The organism is Gayadomonas joobiniege G7 (genome assembly GCF_000300815.1).
Lineage (GTDB): Bacteria > Pseudomonadota > Gammaproteobacteria > Enterobacterales > Alteromonadaceae > Catenovulum > Catenovulum joobiniege.
The window spans coordinates 130,807-154,090 of the sequence record NZ_AMRX01000007.1; the positions used below are offsets into that span (position 1 = coordinate 130,807).

A 23,284-nucleotide genomic window follows, 5' to 3' on the forward strand; every position below is an offset into this window, starting at 1 on the left:
ATTTACCCGTTATCGCGGCGATAGCCTGACGTGATTGGGTAACGTCTGTCTTTACCAAAGTTTCTTGTTGTTACCTTAGGCCCTACTGCGGCCTGGCGGCGTTTGTACTCGTTTATATCAACCAGACGTATTACTTTGTCTACAACGCCTTTGTCGTAGCCCATCGCAATAATGTCATCACCTGATTTGTCTTCTTCGACATAGGCTTTTAAGATTGCATCCAAATCATCGTACGGTGGTAAACTATCTTCGTCAACCTGATCCGGTGCAAGCTCTGCTGAAGGTGGTCGTGTGATCACACGCTCCGGTATCACTTCAGATAAAGTATTGCGATATCTTGATAGTTTGTAAACAAGAGTTTTAGGTAAATCTTTAATCACCGCAAAACCACCGGCCATATCACCATACAAGGTACAATACCCAACCGCCATTTCAGACTTGTTACCTGTCGTTAAAACGATATGATGTTTTTTATTGGATAAGGCCATTAAAATTACACCGCGGCTACGTGCTTGCAAGTTTTCTTCTGTGGTATCTTGTCCGCGCTCACCTAACAAAGGGGTTAAGCTTTGCATGAAGCTATCAAAGATTGGTTCAATTGAAACAATATCAAATTCTACACCTAAGGTTTCAGCTTGCTTTTTAGCATCTTCAACACTCATTTGCGCAGTGTATTTAAACGGCATCATGACAGCTTGCACCCGATCAGCGCCTAATGCATCCACCGCAATCGCTAAGGTTAATGCCGAGTCAATCCCACCAGATAATCCTAAAACAGCACCAGCAAAACCATTTTTGTTAACATAATCACGGGTCGCCAAAACCAAAGCCTGATAGATCTGAGCCTCTTCATTTTCTGGCAGCTTTTGCACTTGTCCCCCGCTTAACCCATTTTCAGTAAGGGTTAATACTTGCTGTTCAGGCTGGCAAAAAGCCAAACGGCTGACTAGCTCACCATTTTTTGCAACAGCAAACGAGCTGCCATCAAAAATCAGTTCATCTTGGCCACAAATATGATTGACATAAACAATAGGTAATTGCCATTTAATGGCATGATGGCTAATAAGTTTTTCACGTTCAGTTTGTTTTTGAAAATTGTACGGCGAGGCGTTTAATGACAACAATAAATCTGGTTGCTGAGCCTCTAGTTGAGCAATAGGCCCCTCTCCCCAGAGGTCTTCACAGATCAAAACCGCTATTTTTCTACCCTGATAATTAAATACACAGGATTGCTCACCCGTTTCAAAATATCGTTTTTCATCAAAAACACCATAGTTTGGCAGCGACTGTTTATAATATAAAGCCACTTGCTCACCTTCGCAAAACACCCCAGCCGCATTATACAGATGGCCGTTATCGCGCCATGGATAGCCCAGCACAATACAGTGCTGGTGCGATGCTTCAGTAATACGCACTAATGCTTTTTGTACTTTTTGATATAAATCATCTCGCAATAATAAATCTTCTGGTGGATATCCAGTTAACGCCAGTTCGGGAAACACTATGATGGTGCCTGGTTCACTGGATTTTACTGTCGCAATAATTTTATCGCAATTTTGACTGATAGCACCCACGGTAAAGTTGTCTTGTGCAACTAATATCTGCATTCGAATAATTATCTCTAATTAATATTAATTTTTGCCTATTGTACACCAATTGAAGCCTTTTCAGAATCATGTGAAGGTTACAAAAGGCCTGTTAGCCAGGACAGCTTTCAGGCATAATATAAAGCTTAGTTTAATTAAACCACTGGCGTTTTTTATGGCTCAAAATATCACTTGGCAAGCACAAAAACCAAAACAAAATGTAGAGGACCTTAAATCAGCCCCACACTCAATTGAAGCAGAACAATCCGTAATTGGGGGCTTATTATTAGATAATGAAGCTTGGGATAGAGTGGCAGAACGAGTTGTTGCACAAGACTTTTATCATTTTGCCAATCGAACTGTATTTGAACACATGGCAGCATTGGTAGAAAGTCATAAACCCATTGACTTAATTACTCTCTCCGAGCGACTTGAGCAAGCACATCAATTAGAGGATGTCGGGGGGTTTGCCTATTTAGCCGAAGTTGCTGATAATACGCCAAGCGCGGCCAATATCACAGCCTATGCTGATATTGTTCGTGAACGCGCGGTGATTCGAGAAATGATATCGGTTGCCAACGAAATTGCTGAAGCCGGTTATGATCCTCAAGGGCGCACGAGTAGTGAGCTATTAGACTTAGCAGAAAGCCGAGTTTTTAAAATAGCTGAGCAAAGAGCCAATAACAATGAAGGGCCGCGCCAAGTTAAAGACGTCTTGTCGCAAACAATTAGCCGTATCGAAGATGCAATGAAAAATGGGCTAGATGGGGTCACTGGAGTGACCACAGGTTTTAACGATTTAAATGGTATGACATCAGGCCTTCAGCCCTCTGATTTAATTATTGTTGCCGCTCGCCCTTCTATGGGTAAAACCACCTTTGCAATGAACCTATGTGAAAATGCCGCTATGTCGTTTGACAAAGCTGTGTTGGTATTTAGCTTAGAGATGCCTGCAGAACAAATTATGATGCGTATGTTGGCCTCACTTAGCCGTGTGAATCAAACCAGTATTCGAACCGGTAAACTAGAAGACGAGGACTGGGCCCGTATTTCGTCTACCATGGCCTTGTTAGCCGATAAAAATAATATCTACATTGATGACTCCTCAGGATTAACCCCAACCGAAGTGCGCTCGCGAGCTCGTCGGGTTGCAAGAGATCATGAAGGCGGCATTGGTTTAATCATGGTCGATTACCTGCAGTTAATGCAAGTACCAGGGATGAGTGAGAACCGAACTTTAGAGATCGCCGAAATTTCCCGTTCATTAAAAGCACTCGCAAAAGAACTTAACGTACCTGTTGTTGCCTTGTCTCAGTTAAACCGTAGTCTGGAACAAAGAGCAGATAAAAGACCGGTAAACTCAGATCTAAGGGAATCAGGTTCAATTGAGCAGGATGCTGATTTAATCATGTTTATTTACCGTGACGAAGTTTATTACCCTGAATCAGAGCGTAAAGGTATTGCTGAGATTATTATCGGAAAACAGCGTAATGGTCCTATTGGACATGTTGACTTGGCGTTTTTAGGTCAGTTTTCTCGCTTTGATAATCTAGCCAAAATGGATTATTCAGGCTATTGATATTAACATTCGAATGAACGGGCGGCGTGCATTTCCGCCGCCATCTAGGTTTTGTATCAGCTTAACTCAATCGCTTTCACCTAAAACAAAAAACCCTGGTCAAAAACCAGGGTTTTATATAAATAAACTATTTTAGTCAGCGTTTAGCGCTTCTTACTTTTTAGCTTTTTTCTCTTTTTCAGCTGCAATCACAGCTTCTGCAACATTCGCAGGGCAAGCTGCATAATGTGAGAATTCCATTGAGAACTGACCACGACCAGAAGTCATAGTACGTAAGTGACCAATGTAACCAAACATTTCTGATAAAGGTACGTCGGCTTTCACACGAACACCTGTTGCGCCCGCTTCTTGGTCTTTAATCATACCGCGACGACGGTTAATATCACCAATGACATCACCAACATGATCTTCTGGTGTGAAGATATCAACTTTCATGATCGGCTCAAGCAACTGAGGACCCGCTTTAGGCATTGATTGACGGAAAGCACCTTTAGCAGCGATTTCAAATGCAATTGCAGATGAATCCACGGCGTGGTATGCACCATCATATAACTCAACTTCAACGTCTAACGTTGGGAAACCAGCTAAAACACCTTGTTGCATCATACCAGCAAAACCTTTTTCGATTGCTGGGAAGAATTCTTTAGGAACGTTACCACCAACAACAGTTGATTTGAACTGGAAGCCTGAACCTTGCTCACCTGGTTTGATACGGTAGTCAATTTTACCAAACTGACCAGAACCACCTGATTGTTTTTTGTGAGTATAGCTATCTTCAACTTCTTGAGTGATAGTTTCACGGTAAGCAACCTGAGGTTGACCTACATCTAATTCAACACCGTAGGTACGCTTTAAGATATCTACTTTAATATCTAAGTGCAGTTCACCCATACCTTTCAGAATGGTTTCACCCGAATCTTCGTCAGTTTCAACTTGGAAAGATGGATCTTCAGCAACCATTTTACCAATCGCAATACCCATTTTTTCAGTAGAACCTTTATCTTTAGGCGCAACCGCGATAGAGATGACCGGATCTGGGAAAATCATAGCTTCTAACGTACAAGGATGTTTAGGATCACATAAAGTATGACCAGTTTGTACGTTCTTCATACCAACAACAGCAATAATATCGCCAGCTTGAGCAGAAGTTAATTCACTACGCTCGTCAGCATGCATTTCAACCATACGGCCGATACGTTCAGTTTTACCTGTTGCAGCATTTAAGATAGTGTCGCCTTTGCTCATTCTGCCTGAATAAATACGGATAAAGGTTAACGCACCAAATCTGTCATCCATAATTTTAAATGCTAATGCACGTAACGGCTCATCAGCAGAAACAATGGCTTTTTCACCCGTTGCTTCACCGGTTTCTTCGTCAGTTAAGTCTTGTGGCTCAACTTCAGTCGGTGATGGCAAGTAGTCAGTTACCGCGTTCAATACTAATTGAATACCTTTGTTTTTGTATGCAGAACCACAGTATGTCGGGAAGAAAGACAGATTGTGTGTACCTTTTTTGATACAAGATTTAATCTGTTCCATTGTTGGCTCTACACCTTCTTCTAGGTAAGCCATCATAAGATCTTCATCTTGCTCAAGCGCAGTTTCAATTAAAGCTTCACGGTATTCAGCAGCTTTTTCAACCATATCTGCAGGGATATCTTGAACTTCATAGTTTTCTGGTAAACCAGTATCGTCCCATACGTACGCTTTTTGCTCTAATACATCTACAACACCGCAGAAATCGTCTTCGATACCAATAGGTAACGTCATAACTAACGGAGTGGCACCCAAAACGTTTTTAACTTGCTCAACAACACGGTAAAAATCTGCACCCATACGGTCGAGTTTGTTTACGAAGATCAAACGAGATACTTCTGAGTCGTTCGCATAGCGCCAGTTTGTTTCTGATTGCGGCTCTACACCACCTGAACCACAGAATACACCTACACCACCATCTAATACTTTTAATGAACGATATACTTCGATTGTGAAGTCCACGTGTCCAGGGGTGTCGATGATGTTTAAACGATGATCGTTCCAAAAACAGGTAGTCGCAGCTGACTGGATAGTAATACCACGCTCGGCTTCCTGCTCCATGAAGTCAGTGGTTGTTGAACCGTCATGCGTATCACCGATTTTATGGATTTTACCAGTCAGTTTAAGAATACGCTCAGTAGTGGTTGTTTTACCCGCGTCAACGTGGGCAAAGATACCAATATTTCTATATTTGGATAGATCAGTCATTACTTTACTCTACTAATTTGTGTGTCGATTTAATTTGCACGATAAAATACAGGGTATTTGCTCCATTTAAAAGGAAGAGAGCAGAAGTTTTATTATTTTGCCAATAATTTACGCTCTCAACCCTTTGAACCGCCCCATATCAGGCTTAGTTTTTTACCGGAACATTCAACCATTCTGGTTGCCCTTTTCCTGTATGGCGCAAGATTTTACAGAATTGATTCAGGTTTGACCAATTATATCTGCGTCTTTCACTAAAGTTTCTCACAAAACGGATCTCTAAGAGGTCCGTTTTGCCGATATTTAGTTAGCGCATTATAACTTTGGCATCCGTTGGAGTACCACTTTCAACAAACTTGTACACGTTTTTAGCCGGTGCAAGCATGGGCTGACGTCCCCAGATATAACTCTGTTCCCGAACTATGCTTAAATAGGCTTTATTTAATAAGTTGGCGCGTTCAGGATCAGGTTCCATTAACACACTAATGTCGTTTTTAAGGTGATTAAACATCGCCGTATTGGCTTTGCCATCTGCTTGATAAAACTTTTTGTATACTTGTTCATTGCTTCGAAACTCATCGCCCCAAGGATTGTTTTGTAGATAAGTGGTATATTCGTAGCGACCGTCCGGATAGGTCAGCTCAGGAGCCCCTTTAAAACCTTTTTCAGACCAGTGGTACCAACCATTTTTAAAGTGCTGATTGGTGTATTTACGCGGCATTGCATAACTGGCATCGGTTGTGGCACTAGTGCCCGAATGACAACCAATGCAAAAGGCTGTTTCTTCAAATGTTTGTGGTCTTAACTCGCCTTTTTTATCTTCAATAAAACCTTGCAGCTTCCAGCCCATACCATTATAAAGGCCACGCTCAGAGTTGCCTTCAAACACACGTAAACGCTCAGGGAAGTCATGTTTTTCTTTAATTTCGCTCAGAGCGTAGTTTTGTAACTGCATATAGTTATTCCAAGCAGTTTTTTTACTATACCGAACTTCTTTAATGCGTGCAGACATCATCATTTGACCATCTGCATTACGATCTAAATAGCGCACTGTGTGTAAAAATTCCGTATTTACAGGGTATAAACCCGCAGCCATATTAATTTTACCTTGCTCAAATGCCGTTTTGGCTTGACCAACATAAGACATCATTTGTTTTTTTAATGGCGCCCAGCGATAGCTAATTTTTGCTGCGGTGGCGATTTTGCCATCTTTATCTAAATCAACCTGATATTTTTTTTCATCAACTTTTGGGATCTCAATATCTTGCTCTTTGATCATAGCTTCAACAACAGCGAGGTTAATTTGGTAAACAGTTTTATCAAAAATGCCATTCGCGTCTGTTTGATAGAGCTCAGGCAGCCTGATCAATACATCATCTGTTGAACCATTTGTTGGGAAAAAAGCGCCAGGGAAAGGTGCATAAGCAAATACTCGCCAACCTGTATATTTATTGTTTAAGTCACGATCAAATCCTAACTCATCAAAGTTAAAATAAACATCGGGCATAAAACCATCCCAACGCCCATTATTGTTGGCATCCCATTCGCTTGGCAAATCTTTTAGCCGCTGTGCAAGTTTAATGCTGCCATCGGCATTTAAATAATTTGATTGTTTTACATAGTCTTGCATCTCGCGGTCAGAAATTTGTGCAATTTGCCCGCTAAAATCTCTAAATAGATTTTTCCATCGATTGGTTTCACCATATTTAGCGGTGAATCCGTACTCCATTTGTAAATCTGTGCCATTAAAGAAGTTCGGTCGTTTACCGGCCCCGTGACAAACATAACAAGGATTAGAAGCGCCCCCCTTCTCGTTTTTTGTTTTGGTATAACACTGAGCCGGTATATAAGCCGCTTCGTTATACATAAGATTAGCGCGCTGGTAAGTTTGCAAGCTCAGAGCCTCATTAAGCTCTTTGACCAACTCAGTTTGTTGGTTATCGGTTTCGCCAAAACCAGCTAATAAAAATATGCCTGTTATTGCGCTGGTTAGAGAGATGAGTTTTGCTTTCATATGACCCACTTAATTTCTTTTTTTTGTAAACGGGCATTCTGCGTATTATTTATGTCAATTTGCTTGCAATTGAATGAAAATAAATTGACACCCCTGTTTGAAAGCTTGTGTTTTCAATTTAGATTTAACTTGATAAAAACTGAAAAAGGGCGCTCGTGCGCCCTTTATATCAATAAGTTAAGAGGCGTTTATTTATCGTTCATTGAAAAACGAAATGGGCCTACATAACCGATTTCAGATTCTTTGTCCGCTTCACGGCCAGACGGATGCTGAGCAACTGCTGTTAGATAACCAAAACCATTGATATCTTTATACCAGAAAGGTGAAGTTGTTTCAGCGCCTAACGGAGTGGTAAAGATCCGAGTTAAAGTGCCTTCATCTAAATCATATGACCAGATCATGTTGTTATTATGGCTACCCGTATCTTCACCGATAATTAAAACATTAGAGTCAGCTAAATATGAAACGTTATCTGGTGATGCAATAGAGTCTACATCACAAGAGTTACCTTCATATTTGTCACCGGCAGGATAAGATTTAGAGATACCTGCGACTAAACCTTGCATATCTTTAGCAACATAATCAGAACCAATGCTGCTGTCTGCGCTCACGTTTAACTCATAAACCACACCACAAGCATTGCTATCGACACGAATATGGTTAGGACCGCCTGTGTCATTGCTTGAAGCATCGTTCATACCGCTCGCCACTTCTGACATAGCAATATACATTTTGCCATCACGCTCGTTAAAGGTAATACCTTCTTCTTTACGGAATTCGGTCGTGGCCCCCATATAAGCCGCAAAACGACGAGTTTCTAAACGAGAAGCGATTTTTTCATCTTTTTCATCAATCACAGAATCTTGGTTAATGTCTTGTAATTTAATACATTCATGTGAACCCGCATTGATTGACGTATAACCGTCTTCACAGCTACCATCAACTGGCTTTTTAACTTCAAAGATGTCTGAAAGGTGTGGTTTTTTAGCGACCCACTCACGGATCTCTGCATTGGTTGCATGACCTAAGTTCACCCACTCAAGGTTCGCAGTACCATTGTTTTCTTTTGAAACCTGGTTCCATTTAACCGCATATAAAGTACCAGCACTTAAATCTTTTTCTTGATCAGCTACAAACATGAACAAACCAACATTAGTGCCATCATCCGATAAGTATACGGTGCGGTTGTCTGGCATTACATAAGCTAACTCATGTGCAAAACGACCCATACTGTAGTGTTTGTGATAAGTAACATCACCGTTATCTTCAATAATAACTTCTGGCGTCCAACCATAATAATAAGGGCTGGCTTTAGTTAAGTCACCGTCCCAATATGGCGCAATCGCATCATAATAGAAACTACCCGTTTTGCCATCTTCACCTACGGTTAATGCACCACTTGGTTCATACTCTTCTGAACCTAAGTGTGAATTCCAAGGTGTTGTTTGGCCGGCACAGTGTACCCAACCACCAAATTCATCTTTTTGGCTGATAAACTCTAAGGTGCCTTCAACCGGCGATAATGCACCTGTTTCAGCGTCTTGAGCTAACTCTTGAACGTACATAGAACCAATTTGACATTCAAACTGAGAGACCATGTAAATTTTATCGTTTTTATGGATCAAGCTGTTGTAATCTAAACCTGAACCAACACCATCGTTAGTACCGTTACAAACATACTCACTGCCATCTTCAAAATAAATGGGCTGATCCATGTGGTTTTTAGATAAACCAAAAATCTCACCTGTGATTGAATCTTCGTGACCTGTCGCCATAATACGGTTATAACCGATAGACTGAAGCTGACCATTCACTTCAACTTCACGTGAGGCTAAGATGCTTTGCTGGGCGCTGGTGGTAATAGGGGTAGCCACCTCAGAAAATTTAAGCGTTAAGCTTTCTGATTGAGACGGCTGTTCAGCATCATCTTCATCATCGTCTAAATCTAAATCAATAGTGCATGCAGTTAAAACAGATGCCAGTGCGGTTGCAATCAAGCTGGCTTTAAATAAGTTTTCAGTTTTCATAGTTGGACTCCGTGACATTTAAAGTTGCCCGGCAAACTCCGCCGGGCTTATTATTTCAAACAGGGTTAAGCTTTACGTCTGATGGCTGCGAACAACAAACCGGCAAATATAAACAACCAATTCATCGAACCACTCTCAATGGTGACATTGTCGATTTCTTCACTGTCATCTGTTTCTTCTTCATCTTCACCCGCGGTTGCTTCAACAGATAAATCTAACCAAACTAAAAAGTGGTCAGATGAAGCCGAGCGAGATTCGACTAATGGATATAAATCTTGGTCTTGAGTTGGCCAGAAAACATCACCTTGCTCAATGGCTAAACCTGACTTAGATGGCAGTACATAGTCCGCGCGCATTTTCCAGTTAGCAGTGTGATAAGGCGCTAATGGGTTAGTGATATCATTGTGCAAACCACCGTCTGACGAAGGCGTAAACAAGGTATCGACTTTTTCATGGTTGAGCAGTTGCTCTATCGTGCCTGGGTAGGCATCCCCTTCGGTTGAGGCATTTAAATCACCCACAATCACAAATCGGGCATTGTCTGATAAACCGCCTGTGTTGCCTTCGTCATCATAAATGTAGGCTGACATCTCTGGGTCTATATAGTCCGCCCATAAACGTGTTTCATCATGGTTACGACGACCATTTAAATCTTCTTCCCCATCAAATACAGGTGGTGTTGGGTGACTGGCAAGAATATGAACAATTTCGCCGTTAAAGTTAACAGGCACGTCCCAATGTGACTTAGAAGATAGGCGAACTATGTTGGTTTCGTCAGCATCGAACCAATCATCACCGGTGTCAGGGTCAATTGGCATTAAGTGACCTGGCATGTCTTTCCACAAGAATTTTTGGAAAGTGCGAACCTCTTCTTCAACAATTGGATAGCGAGACAATAAAACCATGCCGTAATGGCCTTCGAACTGACCAAAACCAAAAGCATCATTACGAACCCCATCAAAAATACCGTCGTTATTTAAATCATAATTAGTTGCTATACCTGTATTTGAAGGTGCAACAAAATAATAATCGTAATTGATCGACTGAGCACCATCTGCTTGTGGTACGTTCAAATACTGAGAAATAAACATTTCAACACCTGAATTTTCGTCTGGGATATAATCAAACTCGTTGATTAACACCACATCCGGACGCACACGTTGGATGATTTCTGCAATATTTTTAATCTGTTCATTATCACCAGATGCTAACTCATCAATTAAGATCTGAGTGCCCTTAGTAGCCGCATTATCAGCATCATAGTTTTCAGCTTCCATACTGGCGTTAAAAGTCGCAACACGCAGGTGCATATTGTCTTTTTTATCTTTAACCAGATAGATATTTGGCTCTTCAACCGTCACTTGGGTTTGTAAAACTTTTTCAGTGCCATCTTTATCTTTGACAGTTAATGATACTGTGAAGCTGCCGCCGGAATCATAAGCGTATTCAACTTCTGCACCCGTGGCTGTACGGCCATTGCCAAAATCCCACATATATTCGTAGTCGCCAGCGCCATTGTATGCCATAGCTTTAAATTGTGCCGGTTGCGCCAGCTGTAATTTTTGCTTGCTGGCCGTCATGGCCGCTGTCAGCGGCAGTGCATTGTCGTTTCCGCTTACCTCAACAACAACATCATCAATGTACCAGCCGGCCACATCGCCATTGCCATTTGCATCTAACGTATAATGAAAAGCTAAATAAACTTTTTCACCTAAATAGGCTGATAAGTCCAAATCGCCCGATGTTTCAAAATCAGATCCACTTGAGCCTTGGCCATCTTGTGGCAAGGATGGATTTAACATTGTCCAAGTCGCGTTTTCAGGTGATTGACCCGGCACATAATCGGTTGAAACTTTTACTCTAATGTTTTGTCCATCAAAACGAACACGTGATTTAAATGAAAAAGTTGCCGAGTCAAAGCCATTTAAATCAAGCTGTGGAGAGATTAACCAGTCATTGCTATCAACATCTTGGCCGTAACCATTCATTGCAGCTGAACTGGTATTGTTATAAGTATCGTTAAACCAGTTTTTATCACTAGCGACACTTATTGGCGTGAACTGGCCATTTAAACCAATCGAAAAATCTTCCTGAAATAAAACATCCGACTGTGCAAACGATGACAGAGCCATCGCTAAACAACCGGCTAATACCTTAGCTTTAAACATGTTTTTCCCCGTACTCTTAGTTATAGGATTTATTTTGGGGGAAACTCTATCGGCTTAACGTGACTGTTCGGTGAACGAAAAATGACTCATTTTTTGCAGTTTTATGGCACTGACATCCGACCAGTTCAAATCAGCCCTGATATGGCAATTAAATTTGTGGCTTTTTCCGCATTTTTTTAGTCCCGCTACGCTGTGTTTTTTTGTCTAAACGGCGTCTTTGACTAGCTTTGCTTGGTTTTGTGGCAATGCGTTTTTTAGCAACGTATTGTACGCTACGAATCAACTTAAGTAATTCTTCTAATGCCTCTTTGCGATTCGCTTCTTGACTACGGCTGGTTTGACATTTGATTAAAATTTTACCACTTGCACTAATTCTATGATCCGATTTATTTAACAGTTTATGTCTGTAAAAATCAGGTAATTTGGCAGTGTTTAAATCAAATACTAGCAATACAGCACTGGATGTTTTATTAACTTTTTGGCCTCCGGAGCCGGAAGCACGAATAAATTGCCATTCGATATCATTGCGGTCTAATTCTACCGAATTTGAAACTTTAAGTGGGCCAGCATGTATACTGACCTCACTTGTGGATGTTGGGTGATTATTTTGCAAACTTTTTAAAAGGCTCATCAATCGGAGTATTGGCCAAATGATTCGTATAGTTACTCATTACTTTCTGCGACAGGCCTAATACAATTTCTAATAATTGTTGGTTACCATAACCCGCTGCGTGAAATTTTTCAATTTGCTCATCTTTTAAAACACCGCGCTGGCGAACCATAGCAAGTGTGGTTTGGCGTAGAACTTCCAACTTTTCATCAGCGAGCGGCTGGTGAGCTACCGCGGCATCATTAATCTCTGCGTCTACTTTCATAGATGCGGCAATGGCGCTATGCGCAGGCACACAATAATGGCATTCATGTTCGCTGTTAATACTTTGCCAAACAACAGTCAACTCCTCTTTAGAAAACGATGTTTTTTGAAATAATTCGTGCAACACCTGATAACCTTCTAACAAAGTTGGTGCTTCGGCCATCACCGCGTGCAAATTCGGCAACATGCCAAAAGCTTTTTTAGAGTTTTCAATTAAAGGTTGTGCTGCGGCTGGGGCTGTTTTTTCGGTATGCAATTTAAAATCTGTCATCATATTTCTCCTAACAATTTGAATGATCGCTCAAGATTGAATGTTATTGAAACAGATTTTATTGTCCGGTTCAAGCCTAATTTGAACAATCATTCAAATTAAACTTAAAAATAAAGGCGCTTTAAAGCGCCTCTTCTATCTCATCTAAATCAAGTGGTTCGGGAGATAAAATAATACCCGTTGAGTCTGCATAAACATAATCATCAGGCAAAAAAGTCACGCTGGCAAAATTTACCGGAATGTTCACCTCGCCTGTATCATCATCTTCAGCGCCAACTGGGATCGAAGCAACGGCCTGAATACCTATCTCCACTTCTTCTAGCTCGTCCACATCACGAACCGCACCATATACTATAATGCCTTCCCAATTGTTCTGCGCTGCAGTTTCAGCAATTTCAGCATCTACGAGTGCCCGCCGAGTTGAACCCCCGCCATCAATTAACAATACCTTACCACTTCCGTCTTCGGCCACAAGCTGGCGGATCAAGCCATTATGTTCAAAGCATTTTACGGTTGTGACACTGCCGTAGAATTGACTGATACCGCCGTAAGACACAAATAGTGGCTCGGCAACATCAATCATATCGGCATACATATCGCACAAAAGAGAAGTACTAAATTCCATGGTTCAACCTTTATCTTTGACAAATTTTCTCCATTATAAACAGCTCACAAGCACAAATCTATCAAAGAAATTCCTCTCTGTAGGCAGGCAAGGATTTGTCACATTAATGACCCATTTAGTTCAATTTTACGTCATATTGATTAACTATTATGCTTCATAATGCAAGATAAACTGAGTAGGATACGAATATGAATTTGATAACCGCAAAAGATCAGCAGTTATTCGGTTGGCTATTTGCCTACACTCAAAACCGTAACATGACAGCCGTTCGTTTTATTTCGCGCACGGGCGACGGTCATTTATATCTGATTCTGGCCGCTACTTTATGTGTTTTAGAACACCAGGGGATTTGGTTTTTAGCGGCTGGTTTAACTGCTTTTTTATTAGAGCTACCCTCATATTTTGTGCTTAAAAAAACGTTCAAACGCATTCGCCCGAGTGATTTATTGGTTTCAGCCCATATTCAACCGAGTGATAAATTTAGTCTACCTTCGGGTCATACTGCGGCTGCGTTTTTAATGGCGACTTTAATCAGTCATTTTTATCCTAGCTTTACCTTGTTTGCTTATACTTGGGCCAGCTTAATTGGTTTATCACGCGTTTTATTAGGGGTTCATTTCCCGACAGACATTCTTGCTGGTGCGCTTCTTGGCAGTGCCAGTGCGGTTTTAAGTTTATCTTTGGTATTGTAATAAACAGATGAAAATTCTTTATGGTGTGCAAGGCACCGGTAATGGACACATTAGTCGTGCCCGTATTATGGCAAAACGTTTTAATGAACTAGGTATCCAAGTTGATTACCTTTTTTCTGGCCGGCCAGCAAATAAGTTTTTCGATATGCAAGTTTTTGGCAACTATCAGGTTCGCCAAGGTATGTCATTTACCCATAAAGACGGCGGTATTGACTTATTAACAACCTTACAAAATATCAAACCTTTGCAATTTTGGCGCGATGTAAAAGCGCTAGATTTAAGCAATTATGATGTAGTGTTAAACGACTTTGAGCCCATCTCTGCATGGGCTGCGCGTCGCCAAGGTATTGCCAGTATAAATATCTCTCATCAAGCGGCTTTTTTACAACCTGTGCCTATGCAAGGCGCAGGCTGGACTGATAAAAAAATCTTAAGATACTTTGCGCCGTGCCAATATAACCTCGGCGTGCATTGGTACCATTTTGGCGCGAACATTATTCCGCCTTTTATTGATGAGCCCGATACCTTAGACAATAAAGACAATAAAATTTTAGTGTATTTGCCGTTTGAATCTTTGCCCAATATCACTGCCATGCTGGCTGATTTTTGTGATTATGAGTTTTATTGTTATCACCCAAGTTTAGACGCTGATAGTGAGCAAGAGCATATCAAACTTCGTAAGCTAAGCCGCACAGGTTTTAAACATGATCTTGCAGAGTGCAAAGGCATTATTGCCAACGCAGGGTTTGAATTATCAAGCGAAGCTTTATGTTATGGAAAACGTATTTTACTAAAACCACTCACAGGTCAATTTGAGCAAGAAAGTAATGCCAAAACATTAGAACTGTTAGGGTTAGCAACCGTAATGCCACAACTCAATTTTGAAACAGTAGAGCAATGGCTAGAGCATAAAAACGGTGGCCGGGTTAAGTTTCCCAGCGATCCTCAACCGTTAATTGATTGGGTGATGAAGGGTGAATATAATCAAACTCGCTCCTTGCTCGATCAATTATGGTCTCAAGTTGAGTTTCCAAAAAAAGTCAGTCATAAACTAAAACAGGACGCAGCTTAATTTATAATCCCCATTAGTTGTTGAGCGATTTTAAATATCCCAGGATCTGTTTAGCCGCTTGCTGTTGTTGCATCTTAACGGCAGGAGAAAAACTATTCTGTTGGCGATAATAAGGGTTATTTAGTCGAAGGAATTGCTGTGCTCGTATTTCTGCCTGCTGATTATGAGGCACGCTGGGTGTATCTACGGCAAAAGATTCGGTAAGTAAATCTAACACGGGCAGATCTAAACTTTGGATATGCTCGTCAAGTGTTTGTTTACTTAAATCAGCCTGCCACCAAATCATTAAACGGTAGCGCTGAACCATTTTTTCAGCCGTTATCTGTGTCAAATAATCCGCACTTTTGCCAACCGCGGCAATTAATAAATCTTTGGGTTGACTAAATTGAGCACTCGCTTGTTTAATTAATTCGGACAATTGTTTTAAATAAAACATACGCTGTTTTTCGGCAATAGTTTTTTGATCCTCAATATTTTGTTTAACATCCGTTTGTTTGTCATTGTTTTGCAAATGGGTGTACGCATAGGCGGGGACAGGTAAGCTTATTACCTGAATGCCATCTTGGTTTAATAAATCGATCATCATAGTGGGTAATTCAACTGTTGGGTATTCACTGGTATCTAACAGAAGAATTAAATTAGCCTTGTGTTGAGTCGATTGATGAAGCGCAAACCAGATTGGATAATCTTGCTCGTTCAACTTGACATATTTTAACGTCTCAGCAGTGCCGTATTTAGCCATATCTGACTGGTATAACTGCACTGGGTTCGCGGGCCAGAGCCGGCTATCAGTGGCAGAACTAGCCACTAATGAATAAAATATGATGACCCAGTATAACGCCAATTTTAACATCAATAATCACCTAAGACCGCTTAAAATGGACACGGACTTTCAAATTGCAAGCGCCGCCCATCGACTGGATGGTTAAAACTAAGTTTATGTGCATGTAATTGTAACCGTATTGCCATTGCTAACGCCTGCTCATTCGCGTATAAACGATCGCCCAAAATAGGATGTCCCATTGCTAACATATGCACGCGCAGCTGATGCGAACGCCCAGTAATCGGATGCAAACGAACTCGTGTTGCGCACGCCTCTCGCTGAATAACCTGCCAAAAAGTTTGTGAACTTTTCCCAGACAAATGATCCACCTTTTGTTTAGGTCGATTTGGCCAATCACAAATAAGCGGTAAATCTACCACGCCGCTGTCGGCAACTGGATGCCCAAAAATCCGTGCAATATACTCTTTGCTAGTTGTCCGTTTTTCAAATTGCTGCGCCAATTTGCCATGCACTTTTTTTTCTAGCGCCCAAACCAACAATCCGGAAGTTGCCATATCTAGCCGGTGCACGACCCCAATATTAGGCCACACTCGAGCCGCCCGCACCGCCAAGCTGTCTTTATGAATGGCCTGTTTACCGGGAACAGTCAACAGGCCGCTAGGTTTATTGAATACCACAATATGGTTATCACGAAAAACAACGTCGAGTTGCGGTGATTGTGGTGGGTTGTAGTTTAATAACACCACTATTTATTGTGACTCACAACCACTAAACGAAGCGCATCTAATTTTATTTTAGCTTGTTGTAGTTGCACTTTTAATTCATCTTTTTGTGTATAAAGCGCATCAAGTTCATCCTGACGTATACTTGGATTAACGGCTTTTAAGTTTTCTAACCTTGCAATTTCAGCCCCTAAATCAGACTCTACTTGTTTAAGCGCATCACTGAGTAAATGCTCTTTTTGCTGATTGGCAATAATTTCTGATCGCCCTATCAACTCATGTATTTGTGGTTGTAACGCAGTTGCTAATTGCGAAGCGACTTGCCGGTTTACGGGTTTTAACTGCTTATTTAAATTATCAAAAGATACTTTTTCAGCGAGATTATTGGCCGCTTTATCTAATAATAAACGCACCGGTGTGGGTGGTAAAAATCGCCCCGGTTGCAGGTGTTTAGGCGCACTACTCTCAACGACATAAATAAGCTCTAATAAATAGGTCCCTTCGGGAAGGGCTTTATTATTAAGCACACTCACCGCATTATTACCGATTTCACCGCTGCAAATCATCTCAAAACAGCCTTGTACCATAGGGTGATCCCAGCTAATAAAACGAACATCTTCCCGTGATAGTGCTGTGTCGCGGTCAAAACTGATCGTCATGCCTTCATCTCCCAACTCAGGGAAATGGGCTTCTAACATATGTTCAGTTGGATTTATTGCCAGGCATTGTTCGCCTTTGTCGTCTTGCGAAACACCATAGGTGTCGAACACTTGTAGCATAAAAGCAACCAGAGAGGTATCATCATCCAGATCGTCAATTTGTTTGGCTAGCGCTTCGCCATCAAAGCCTTTTGAGTTTAGCTCAAGCAAAATATCTCGACCTTGTTCAAGCTGTTGATTTAGCGCTGTGATCTGCGCCTTCGCTTGGGCGATTAAACCGTCAAACGCACCATCTTGGTAATCTAAATTGCTTAACTCAGTTAACAAAACGTCTTTTTGTGACTGATATACTTTAACCCCAGCAGGGCACGTATCTGCGTAGGCATTAATGCCTTTGTGTTGCCAGTTAAACCATTGCTGCGCCGGGCTACCAGCAAAATTGGCAATATGTATCTGTATATCATGGGCTTGGCCAATGCGGTCTAAGCGGCCAATTCTTTGTTCTAATAAGTCTGGGTTCAGAGGAATATCAAACAACATTAAATGGCGCGCAAATTGGAAATTACGGCCCTCTGAACCAATCTCAGAACAAATTAATAACTGACAGCCCTCTTCTTGATCGGCAAACCAAGCTGCCGCTCTGTCTCGTTCAACAATACTCATACCTTCGTGGAAAACCGCTGAGTTGATACCAAATTTAATTCTTAGCGCGTTCTCTAAAGTGATAGCTGTACTGGCATGGGCACAAATTAATAGCAGTTTTTCGTTTGCATTTTCTCGAATTAATTGCTCGACCCAAGCCAGCCGAGGATCAATTCGCCACCACTCAATGTCTTCACTAATCGCTTTTTGGTAGATGATTTCGGGTGTCAATAATTCAGCTATTTGACGTTCACCAAGTTGCTCGACAGTTTGCTCACCATAACGCCTAGCCCACCATTGCAGAGCGGCTTGGTACTCGGCGGGCAGTTCTAATGAGTCGACATGCAGCTGCCGCTTTGGAAAACCTTTTACTGACGCTCGAGTATTTCTAAATACGACGCGCCCTGTACCATGTTGATCAATTAAACTATTAATAATTTGTTGGCGTGCTGCGGTTTTGCTAGCCGGATCTTTTGCGTTAATATTTAACAGCGCAGATTCGTTTTGCACGTTATTTATACCCCCAATTAAGGTCGTTAAAGATTCTAATAAATCTTGGCTGACCTCACCGGCTTGCAGAAGCACTTTAGCTATTTCGGCAATTTTTTGGTAACCAGACTCTTCTTCTACAAATTTTTGATAATCAAAGAAGCGTTCTGCATCCAATAAACGCAAGCGGGCAAAGTGCCCCATATGACCAAGCTGGTCAGGCGTTGCTGTTAATAACAATAACCCGGCACACGCCTGAGCGAGTTGTTCAACGGCTTGGTATTCAGCGCTTGGTGCAACTTCAGACCATTGTAAATGGTGGGCTTCATCAACTACAACTAAATCCCAATTTGCTTGGCAGGCTTGTGCTAAACGCTTATCTGATTCACTCAATAATCGCACCGGCGCAATGATTAGTTGTTCGGTTTCAAACGGATTTTCATCACTATCTGTATACTCATTGCAGCGCTCCTCATCAAAAATTGCAAACTTAAGATTAAACCTACGCAGCATTTCAACCAGCCACTGATATTGCAACGAGTCTGGCAGTAGAATCAAGATGCGAGAAGCTCGTCCCGTTAACAATTGCTGGTGAATGATCATACCCGCTTCTATGGTTTTACCTAAACCAACTTCATCAGACAATAAAACGCGAGGCGCAAAACGACCTCCGGCCTCTTTTGCAATGTGTAATTGGTGGGGAATTAACGCGGTTCGAGCGCCACATAGACCAACTAAACCACTCGTTTGATATTGGTGTTGCAATCTTAGTGCGTCATATCGCATGGTAAACCAATCATTGCGATCAATTTGGGCAGTAAAAAGCCGATCTTGTGGTTTATTAAATTTAATATGGTGGTTCAAGCGGGTTTCAATGAGCTGAGTTTTTTCACCATTATCTGAACGTACCCCAAGATAAATAAAAATACCTTCTTCATTAACGACCTGTTCAATGTTTAGCGTCCAACCTTCTGCACTTTCTACCGTGTCACCTGGATTAAAGCTAACTCGAGTTAACGGTGCGGTACCAGCAACATACTCTCGCTGTTCGCCAGTTGCCGGAAATAACATAGATATGCGTCGGCCATTCACCGCAACAATGGTGCCCAACCCCAAATCAGACTCAGAATCGCTTATCCAGCGTTGTCCTAGTGCTAGTTCGTTCATAGTGATCAACTACTCCTATTTTGAAGGTCGCGTATGTTACCCAAAGCGTCGCTGTCTTTCACTATATAATGTGTCTTTTATAGATTTTTCTCGGCAAAAGAGGCTAAACGAGAACGTACAACACCATCAATGTGAACAGTGGCACTGCCTTCAAAATCTTTAAAACCTTCAACAATGTATGTTAAACCCGATGTTAACGGACTTAAATAATTACTGTCAATTTGCGCCAGATTACCGCAACAAATCAGCTTAGTGCCCTCACCTGCCCGGGTAATAATAGTTTTTAATTGCGACGAGGTCATGTTTTGACATTCATCCAAAATTACAATCGACTTTTGAATACTGCGGCCCCGCATAAAGTTGACTGATTTAAACTGAATATTGGCTTTTTCCATAATATAGCGCATGCTGCTTTCTCGGCATTCATCATGACGGTGTAAAAAATCTAACGAGTCATTGATAGCTGCTAGCCAAGGTGCCATTTTTTCTTCTTCGGTGCCGGGTAAAAAACCAATAGATTCAGCAATCTCAGGTGTATTTCTTGTGACTATGATTTTTTCGTAAATGCCTTTTTCAACCACCATTTCTAACGCAGCGGCCAACGCCAATAAGGTTTTACCACTACCGGCTGGCCCAGTTAATAAAGCCAAATCAATTGAGGTGTCTAATAAAGCGTCTAAAGCCATCGCCTGATGAAAATTTTTGGGTGATATGCCCCAAGCTTGCCGCCCCATAAGCCTGTCGTAACCTAAATCTTTTAAACGCACTTGTTTTTGATCATGCTCGACCACCTTACCAACAAACCCATGGCTTTGATCAAAAATATATTGGTTCACAAAAACCGTCTGAGGTAATAATTCACGTTCAATCAAATGAGTGGTTTCACGCCCCTCGGTTTGACTCTCACAGTTATCAACCCGAGACCAAAAGTCGCCCTCTATTTCGGCATAGCCGGTACTTAAATATTTTATATCTGAAATTAATTGGTCAGTGCGGTAGTCTTCGACCCGCTGCATGCCAGCGCCTTTTGCTTTTAGACGCATGTTAATGTCTTTTGTTACCAATATTACAGCTCTATCGCTCTTATCCTGCTGTAGGTGCAAGGCTGCGTTAATGATCTGGTTATCGTTTTCTGGCCCTGGTAGCGTGATCCGCTCTTGTTTTAATAAATGATCAGGGTAAATCGCAAGCCGCCCTGTCGCACTATATTCACTACCATGGTTTTGCATAACGACGCCCTCAGTGATTTGTTCTGGGGTGGCATCTTTTAAGGTATCTTCTAATGCCCTGATGGCAACTCGTGCATCCCGGCTTACGTCTTTTTTGCGGTCTTTGATATGGTCTAATTCTTCCAAAACTGTCATTGGGATAAACACATCATGTTCTTGGAAGTTTAAAAAGGCTAATGGCTCGTGTAGCAAAATATTGGTATCTAGAATATATATTTTTTTTTCTTGTTTCGTCATCCTATCCTCATCTTATTTGCTGATTTGTACGTGCAAAAATCAATTAACCCTATTACCAACAATAAACCCAAAATCATCCAACCGGCAATAAATTTATTTATTCTTTTTTGGCAAACGTTCTTTTGCTTTAATCACGGTTGCCTGTTTTTCGCTTTCAGACATGAAGATCCAATCGGCGCGTTCATCACGACTGCGACCACACCCAGCACAAATGCTGTCATCGTTAAATAAACAGTAACCAATACAGGGATTTAATACTCGATTCTTTGGAAAGTCTGACACTGGACAACCTTTTTACTGATTTCACGTCTAAAATTGAACTTAAGCCTTTTAGCTTTACGCCCAAGCTTAGCTGAATTAGGACTTAACAAACAAGCGATATATCTTTATTATGTGATGACACAAAAAATAATAGGGGACGTGTTTTGGTTATCGACAGAGAAGACGCATTGCGCAGGCTCGGTGGCAACGAGCAGTTGTTACAAATGTTGCTAAATAAGTTTGTTCAAGAGTATAGCCAATCACCCGCTGAACTCGAAGCTTTGTTGGCGGCACAAGAGTATCAGGCTGCCACGCAATTAGCTCATTCAGTTAAAGGCGCTGCTGCTAACTTAGGTATGCTAAACTTAACTGAACAGGTAAAAGAGATTGAAGGACTGATTAAAGGGTCAAAGGAAGTTCCCGAAAAGACTTTGGCCTGCTACGCTGAAGAAATAATTAATATTCGTAAAGAAGTCGAACAAGGCTAAAGGCCAAGTGAATGAAGCTTTCATCAACCGCTGTGCCACACATTCTGATCGTCGATGACCAAGTTATCAATTTGATGATATTGGAGAATGCACTTAATCCTTTTTACCGAATCACCACAGTGGACAGTGGACAAAAAGCAATGGATATCTTAAACACAGAAGATAAACCCGATCTTGTGTTATTAGATATTCAAATGCCAGATATTGATGGGTATCAAGTGCTGCTGCATATGCGCCAGAACGACGAAACTAAAAATATCCCGGTCATTTTTATTACTGGTAAAGACGCTGCTGAGGACGAAGCTGTTGGCCTTGAATTAGGCGCGATGGATTATATCACCAAACCTTTCAACATTACCGTAGTTAAAGCAAGGGTCCGTAACCAACTCGCGCTTAAAAGCAAGTCTGATTTGCTGGAATCGCTTGCTTCAATTGATAGTCTGACCGAAATCCCAAATCGCCGTTTTTACAATGAGCACTTAGAAAAAGAGTGGCGTCGCTGCGGGCGTAAGCAAGTTCCACTCTCACTCATTATGTTAGATATAGATGAATTTAAGCGCTACAACGATAATTACGGCCATAGTCGAGGGGATGAGACACTTTATGAAGTTGCGCAAGCAATTATAACAACCCTGCGCCGTGCTGGTGACAAAGCTGCACGTTATGGTGGAGAAGAGTTTGTTATTTTATTACCTGACGCAAACCAAAGTGACGCTGAATCCGTTGCCAAAAACATCCAGCGACAAATAAAAGAACAAGCTATCGCTCACGGTTATAGCCATGTGTCGGATTTAGTGACTGTGAGTATGGGAGTTGCAACAACCATCCCAAACAATCAGGTGGAACCTCAAACATTGCAAGAGTTTGCCGATCAAAAACTCTATCAGGCCAAACGCAATGGCCGTAATCAATTTGCGTCAGGTCAGTTAGATTGATGGAATAGAATTTTTTAGCGGCCACCCAAGCCGCTAAAAAAAGTGTAAAACTTACACTGACGCAAAAAATTGGTTAATTTGATCGCATGTTTGCTCTATTTCATCAACATCAACCGGCGCAATAAATACGGTATCGTCCCCTGCTATCGTACCTAAAACACCATGTGACTGATTTAATGAATCTAACATACGGGCAATTAACTGTGCCGCCCCTGGGGTTGTACGAACAATAATCATCGCTTGATTGTTAGTGACAGATTCAACTAAGTTTTTGAGCGTGCTTTGGGTGGTAGGCACGCCTAACTCAGGTGGCAAACAGTAAACCATTTCTTGTTTTGCGTTACGTGTTCTTACAGCGCCAAACCGACTCAACAGCCGCGATACTTTAGACTGACTAATATTATCAAACCCTTCTTGTTTTAATGCTTCAACAATATCGGCTTGTGAAGCAAAACTATGCTCTTTAAGCAGGGTTTTAAATGTTTTTAATAAGGTATCTTGTTGATTCAAAATTTGTATCCG

At 41.4% G+C, this 23,284-nt stretch carries 19 protein-coding genes; 5 read left to right on the top strand and 14 right to left on the bottom strand.

Features of this window, described 5'->3' with window-relative positions; all coding sequences use genetic code 11:
• Positions 1–2 precede the first annotated feature (2 nt).
• A complete protein-coding gene (locus C727_RS0112770) occupies positions 3–1,607 on the bottom strand; it encodes an NAD+ synthase (RefSeq protein ID WP_017446038.1) in 1,605 nt (534 codons plus the stop codon).
• Between the two features lie 154 nt (positions 1,608–1,761).
• On the opposite strand from C727_RS0112770, the gene dnaB reads away from it, so the two are divergent.
• Positions 1,762–3,165, top strand: coding sequence for a replicative DNA helicase (gene dnaB, locus C727_RS0112775; RefSeq protein WP_017446039.1), 1,404 nt, complete (start codon positions 1,762–1,764; stop codon positions 3,163–3,165).
• A gap of 153 nt (positions 3,166–3,318) precedes the next feature.
• Here the strand turns inward: dnaB and fusA are convergent, their stop codons facing one another.
• The 7 genes from fusA to rraA all read right to left on the bottom strand — a co-directional run bounded on the left by fusA (position 3,319) and on the right by rraA (position 13,385).
• Positions 3,319–5,409 carry an elongation factor G gene (gene fusA / locus C727_RS0112780; RefSeq protein WP_017446040.1) on the bottom strand — a complete coding sequence of 697 codons (2,091 nt, stop codon included), beginning with the start codon at positions 5,407–5,409 and terminating at the stop codon, positions 3,319–3,321.
• Between the two features lie 304 nt (positions 5,410–5,713).
• Positions 5,714–7,420: a hypothetical protein gene (locus C727_RS0112785; protein ID WP_017446041.1), complete on the bottom strand. Its 1,707-nt coding sequence runs from the start codon at positions 7,418–7,420 to the stop codon at positions 5,714–5,716.
• Positions 7,421–7,608: 188 nt separating this feature from the next.
• On the bottom strand, positions 7,609–9,447 hold the full coding sequence (locus tag C727_RS0112790; RefSeq protein ID WP_017446042.1) for a PhoX family protein: 1,839 nt from the start codon (positions 9,445–9,447) through the stop codon (positions 7,609–7,611).
• A gap of 65 nt (positions 9,448–9,512) precedes the next feature.
• On the bottom strand, positions 9,513–11,615 hold the full coding sequence (locus C727_RS19105) for an endonuclease/exonuclease/phosphatase family protein (protein ID WP_017446043.1): 2,103 nt from the start codon (positions 11,613–11,615) through the stop codon (positions 9,513–9,515).
• Between the two features lie 148 nt (positions 11,616–11,763).
• Positions 11,764–12,246 (bottom strand): alternative ribosome rescue aminoacyl-tRNA hydrolase ArfB, encoded by a 483-nt coding sequence (arfB, locus tag C727_RS0112800; RefSeq protein WP_017446044.1) that lies wholly within the window; start codon positions 12,244–12,246, stop codon positions 11,764–11,766.
• Complete coding sequence (locus C727_RS0112805) at positions 12,218–12,760, bottom strand: carboxymuconolactone decarboxylase family protein (RefSeq protein WP_017446045.1); 543 nt, start codon at positions 12,758–12,760, stop codon at positions 12,218–12,220. The genes arfB and C727_RS0112805 overlap by 29 nt, the downstream gene beginning before the upstream one ends.
• A 121-nt stretch (positions 12,761–12,881) precedes the next feature.
• Positions 12,882–13,385 carry a ribonuclease E activity regulator RraA gene (rraA, locus tag C727_RS0112810; RefSeq protein ID WP_026052708.1) on the bottom strand — a complete coding sequence of 168 codons (504 nt, stop codon included), beginning with the start codon at positions 13,383–13,385 and terminating at the stop codon, positions 12,882–12,884.
• A 188-nt stretch (positions 13,386–13,573) separates the two neighbouring features.
• Here rraA and C727_RS0112815 point away from each other — a divergent pair, with 188 nt between their 5' ends.
• Both C727_RS0112815 and C727_RS0112820 read left to right on the top strand, forming a co-directional pair.
• Positions 13,574–14,077 (top strand): phosphatase PAP2 family protein, encoded by a 504-nt coding sequence (locus C727_RS0112815; protein ID WP_017446047.1) that lies wholly within the window; start codon positions 13,574–13,576, stop codon positions 14,075–14,077.
• Between the two features lie 7 nt (positions 14,078–14,084).
• Complete coding sequence (locus tag C727_RS0112820; protein ID WP_017446048.1) at positions 14,085–15,149, top strand: MJ1255/VC2487 family glycosyltransferase; 1,065 nt, start codon at positions 14,085–14,087, stop codon at positions 15,147–15,149.
• 13 nt (positions 15,150–15,162) lie between these two features.
• Here C727_RS0112820 and C727_RS0112825 read toward each other — a convergent pair whose 3' ends face one another.
• From C727_RS0112825 to C727_RS0112845, 5 genes are all read right to left on the bottom strand, one after another.
• Positions 15,163–16,002 (bottom strand): DUF3530 family protein, encoded by an 840-nt coding sequence (locus C727_RS0112825; protein WP_017446049.1) that lies wholly within the window; start codon positions 16,000–16,002, stop codon positions 15,163–15,165.
• 20 nt (positions 16,003–16,022) lie between these two features.
• Positions 16,023–16,679: a bifunctional tRNA pseudouridine(32) synthase/23S rRNA pseudouridine(746) synthase RluA gene (gene rluA, locus C727_RS0112830; protein WP_017446050.1), complete on the bottom strand. Its 657-nt coding sequence runs from the start codon at positions 16,677–16,679 to the stop codon at positions 16,023–16,025.
• Positions 16,679–19,612, bottom strand: coding sequence for an RNA polymerase-associated protein RapA (gene rapA, locus C727_RS0112835; protein WP_017446051.1), 2,934 nt, complete (start codon positions 19,610–19,612; stop codon positions 16,679–16,681). The genes rluA and rapA overlap by 1 nt, the downstream gene beginning before the upstream one ends.
• Before the next feature lie 77 nt (positions 19,613–19,689).
• Positions 19,690–21,078 carry a PhoH family protein gene (locus C727_RS0112840; protein ID WP_017446052.1) on the bottom strand — a complete coding sequence of 463 codons (1,389 nt, stop codon included), beginning with the start codon at positions 21,076–21,078 and terminating at the stop codon, positions 19,690–19,692.
• A gap of 93 nt (positions 21,079–21,171) precedes the next feature.
• Positions 21,172–21,360 (bottom strand): DUF1289 domain-containing protein, encoded by a 189-nt coding sequence (locus C727_RS0112845; protein ID WP_017446053.1) that lies wholly within the window; start codon positions 21,358–21,360, stop codon positions 21,172–21,174.
• Positions 21,361–21,503: 143 nt separating this feature from the next.
• Between C727_RS0112845 and C727_RS0112850 the strand changes: the two genes are divergently transcribed.
• A complete protein-coding gene (locus tag C727_RS0112850) occupies positions 21,504–21,827 on the top strand; it encodes an Hpt domain-containing protein (protein ID WP_017446054.1) in 324 nt (107 codons plus the stop codon).
• A gap of 11 nt (positions 21,828–21,838) precedes the next feature.
• Positions 21,839–22,762, top strand: coding sequence for a diguanylate cyclase domain-containing protein (locus tag C727_RS0112855; RefSeq protein WP_017446055.1), 924 nt, complete (start codon positions 21,839–21,841; stop codon positions 22,760–22,762).
• 51 nt (positions 22,763–22,813) lie between these two features.
• Here the strand turns inward: C727_RS0112855 and argR are convergent, their stop codons facing one another.
• Positions 22,814–23,281: a transcriptional regulator ArgR gene (gene argR / locus C727_RS0112860; RefSeq protein ID WP_026052709.1), complete on the bottom strand. Its 468-nt coding sequence runs from the start codon at positions 23,279–23,281 to the stop codon at positions 22,814–22,816.
• Positions 23,282–23,284 lie beyond the last annotated feature (3 nt).

What these genes read in the sequence shown, in the direction of transcription:
- C727_RS0112820 (WP_017446048.1), top strand. Translation starts at nt 14,085, where the DNA reads ATGAAAATTCTTTATGGTGTGCAAGGCACCGGTAATGGACACATTAGT.
- C727_RS0112805 (WP_017446045.1), bottom strand. Translation starts at nt 12,760, where the DNA reads ATGACAGATTTTAAATTGCATACCGAAAAAACAGCCCCAGCCGCAGCA.
- rraA (WP_026052708.1), bottom strand. Translation starts at nt 13,385, where the DNA reads ATGGAATTTAGTACTTCTCTTTTGTGCGATATGTATGCCGATATGATT.
- dnaB (WP_017446039.1), top strand. Translation starts at nt 1,762, where the DNA reads ATGGCTCAAAATATCACTTGGCAAGCACAAAAACCAAAACAAAATGTA.
- C727_RS0112790 (WP_017446042.1), bottom strand. Translation starts at nt 9,447, where the DNA reads ATGAAAACTGAAAACTTATTTAAAGCCAGCTTGATTGCAACCGCACTG.
- fusA (WP_017446040.1), bottom strand. Translation starts at nt 5,409, where the DNA reads ATGACTGATCTATCCAAATATAGAAATATTGGTATCTTTGCCCACGTT.
- C727_RS0112770 (WP_017446038.1), bottom strand. Translation starts at nt 1,607, where the DNA reads ATGCAGATATTAGTTGCACAAGACAACTTTACCGTGGGTGCTATCAGT.
- rapA (WP_017446051.1), bottom strand. Translation starts at nt 19,612, where the DNA reads ATGAACGAACTAGCACTAGGACAACGCTGGATAAGCGATTCTGAGTCT.
- C727_RS0112855 (WP_017446055.1), top strand. Translation starts at nt 21,839, where the DNA reads ATGAAGCTTTCATCAACCGCTGTGCCACACATTCTGATCGTCGATGAC.
- arfB (WP_017446044.1), bottom strand. Translation starts at nt 12,246, where the DNA reads ATGAGCCTTTTAAAAAGTTTGCAAAATAATCACCCAACATCCACAAGT.
- C727_RS0112825 (WP_017446049.1), bottom strand. Translation starts at nt 16,002, where the DNA reads ATGTTAAAATTGGCGTTATACTGGGTCATCATATTTTATTCATTAGTG.
- C727_RS0112785 (WP_017446041.1), bottom strand. Translation starts at nt 7,420, where the DNA reads ATGAAAGCAAAACTCATCTCTCTAACCAGCGCAATAACAGGCATATTT.
- C727_RS0112840 (WP_017446052.1), bottom strand. Translation starts at nt 21,078, where the DNA reads ATGACGAAACAAGAAAAAAAAATATATATTCTAGATACCAATATTTTG.
- C727_RS0112815 (WP_017446047.1), top strand. Translation starts at nt 13,574, where the DNA reads ATGAATTTGATAACCGCAAAAGATCAGCAGTTATTCGGTTGGCTATTT.
- C727_RS19105 (WP_017446043.1), bottom strand. Translation starts at nt 11,615, where the DNA reads ATGTTTAAAGCTAAGGTATTAGCCGGTTGTTTAGCGATGGCTCTGTCA.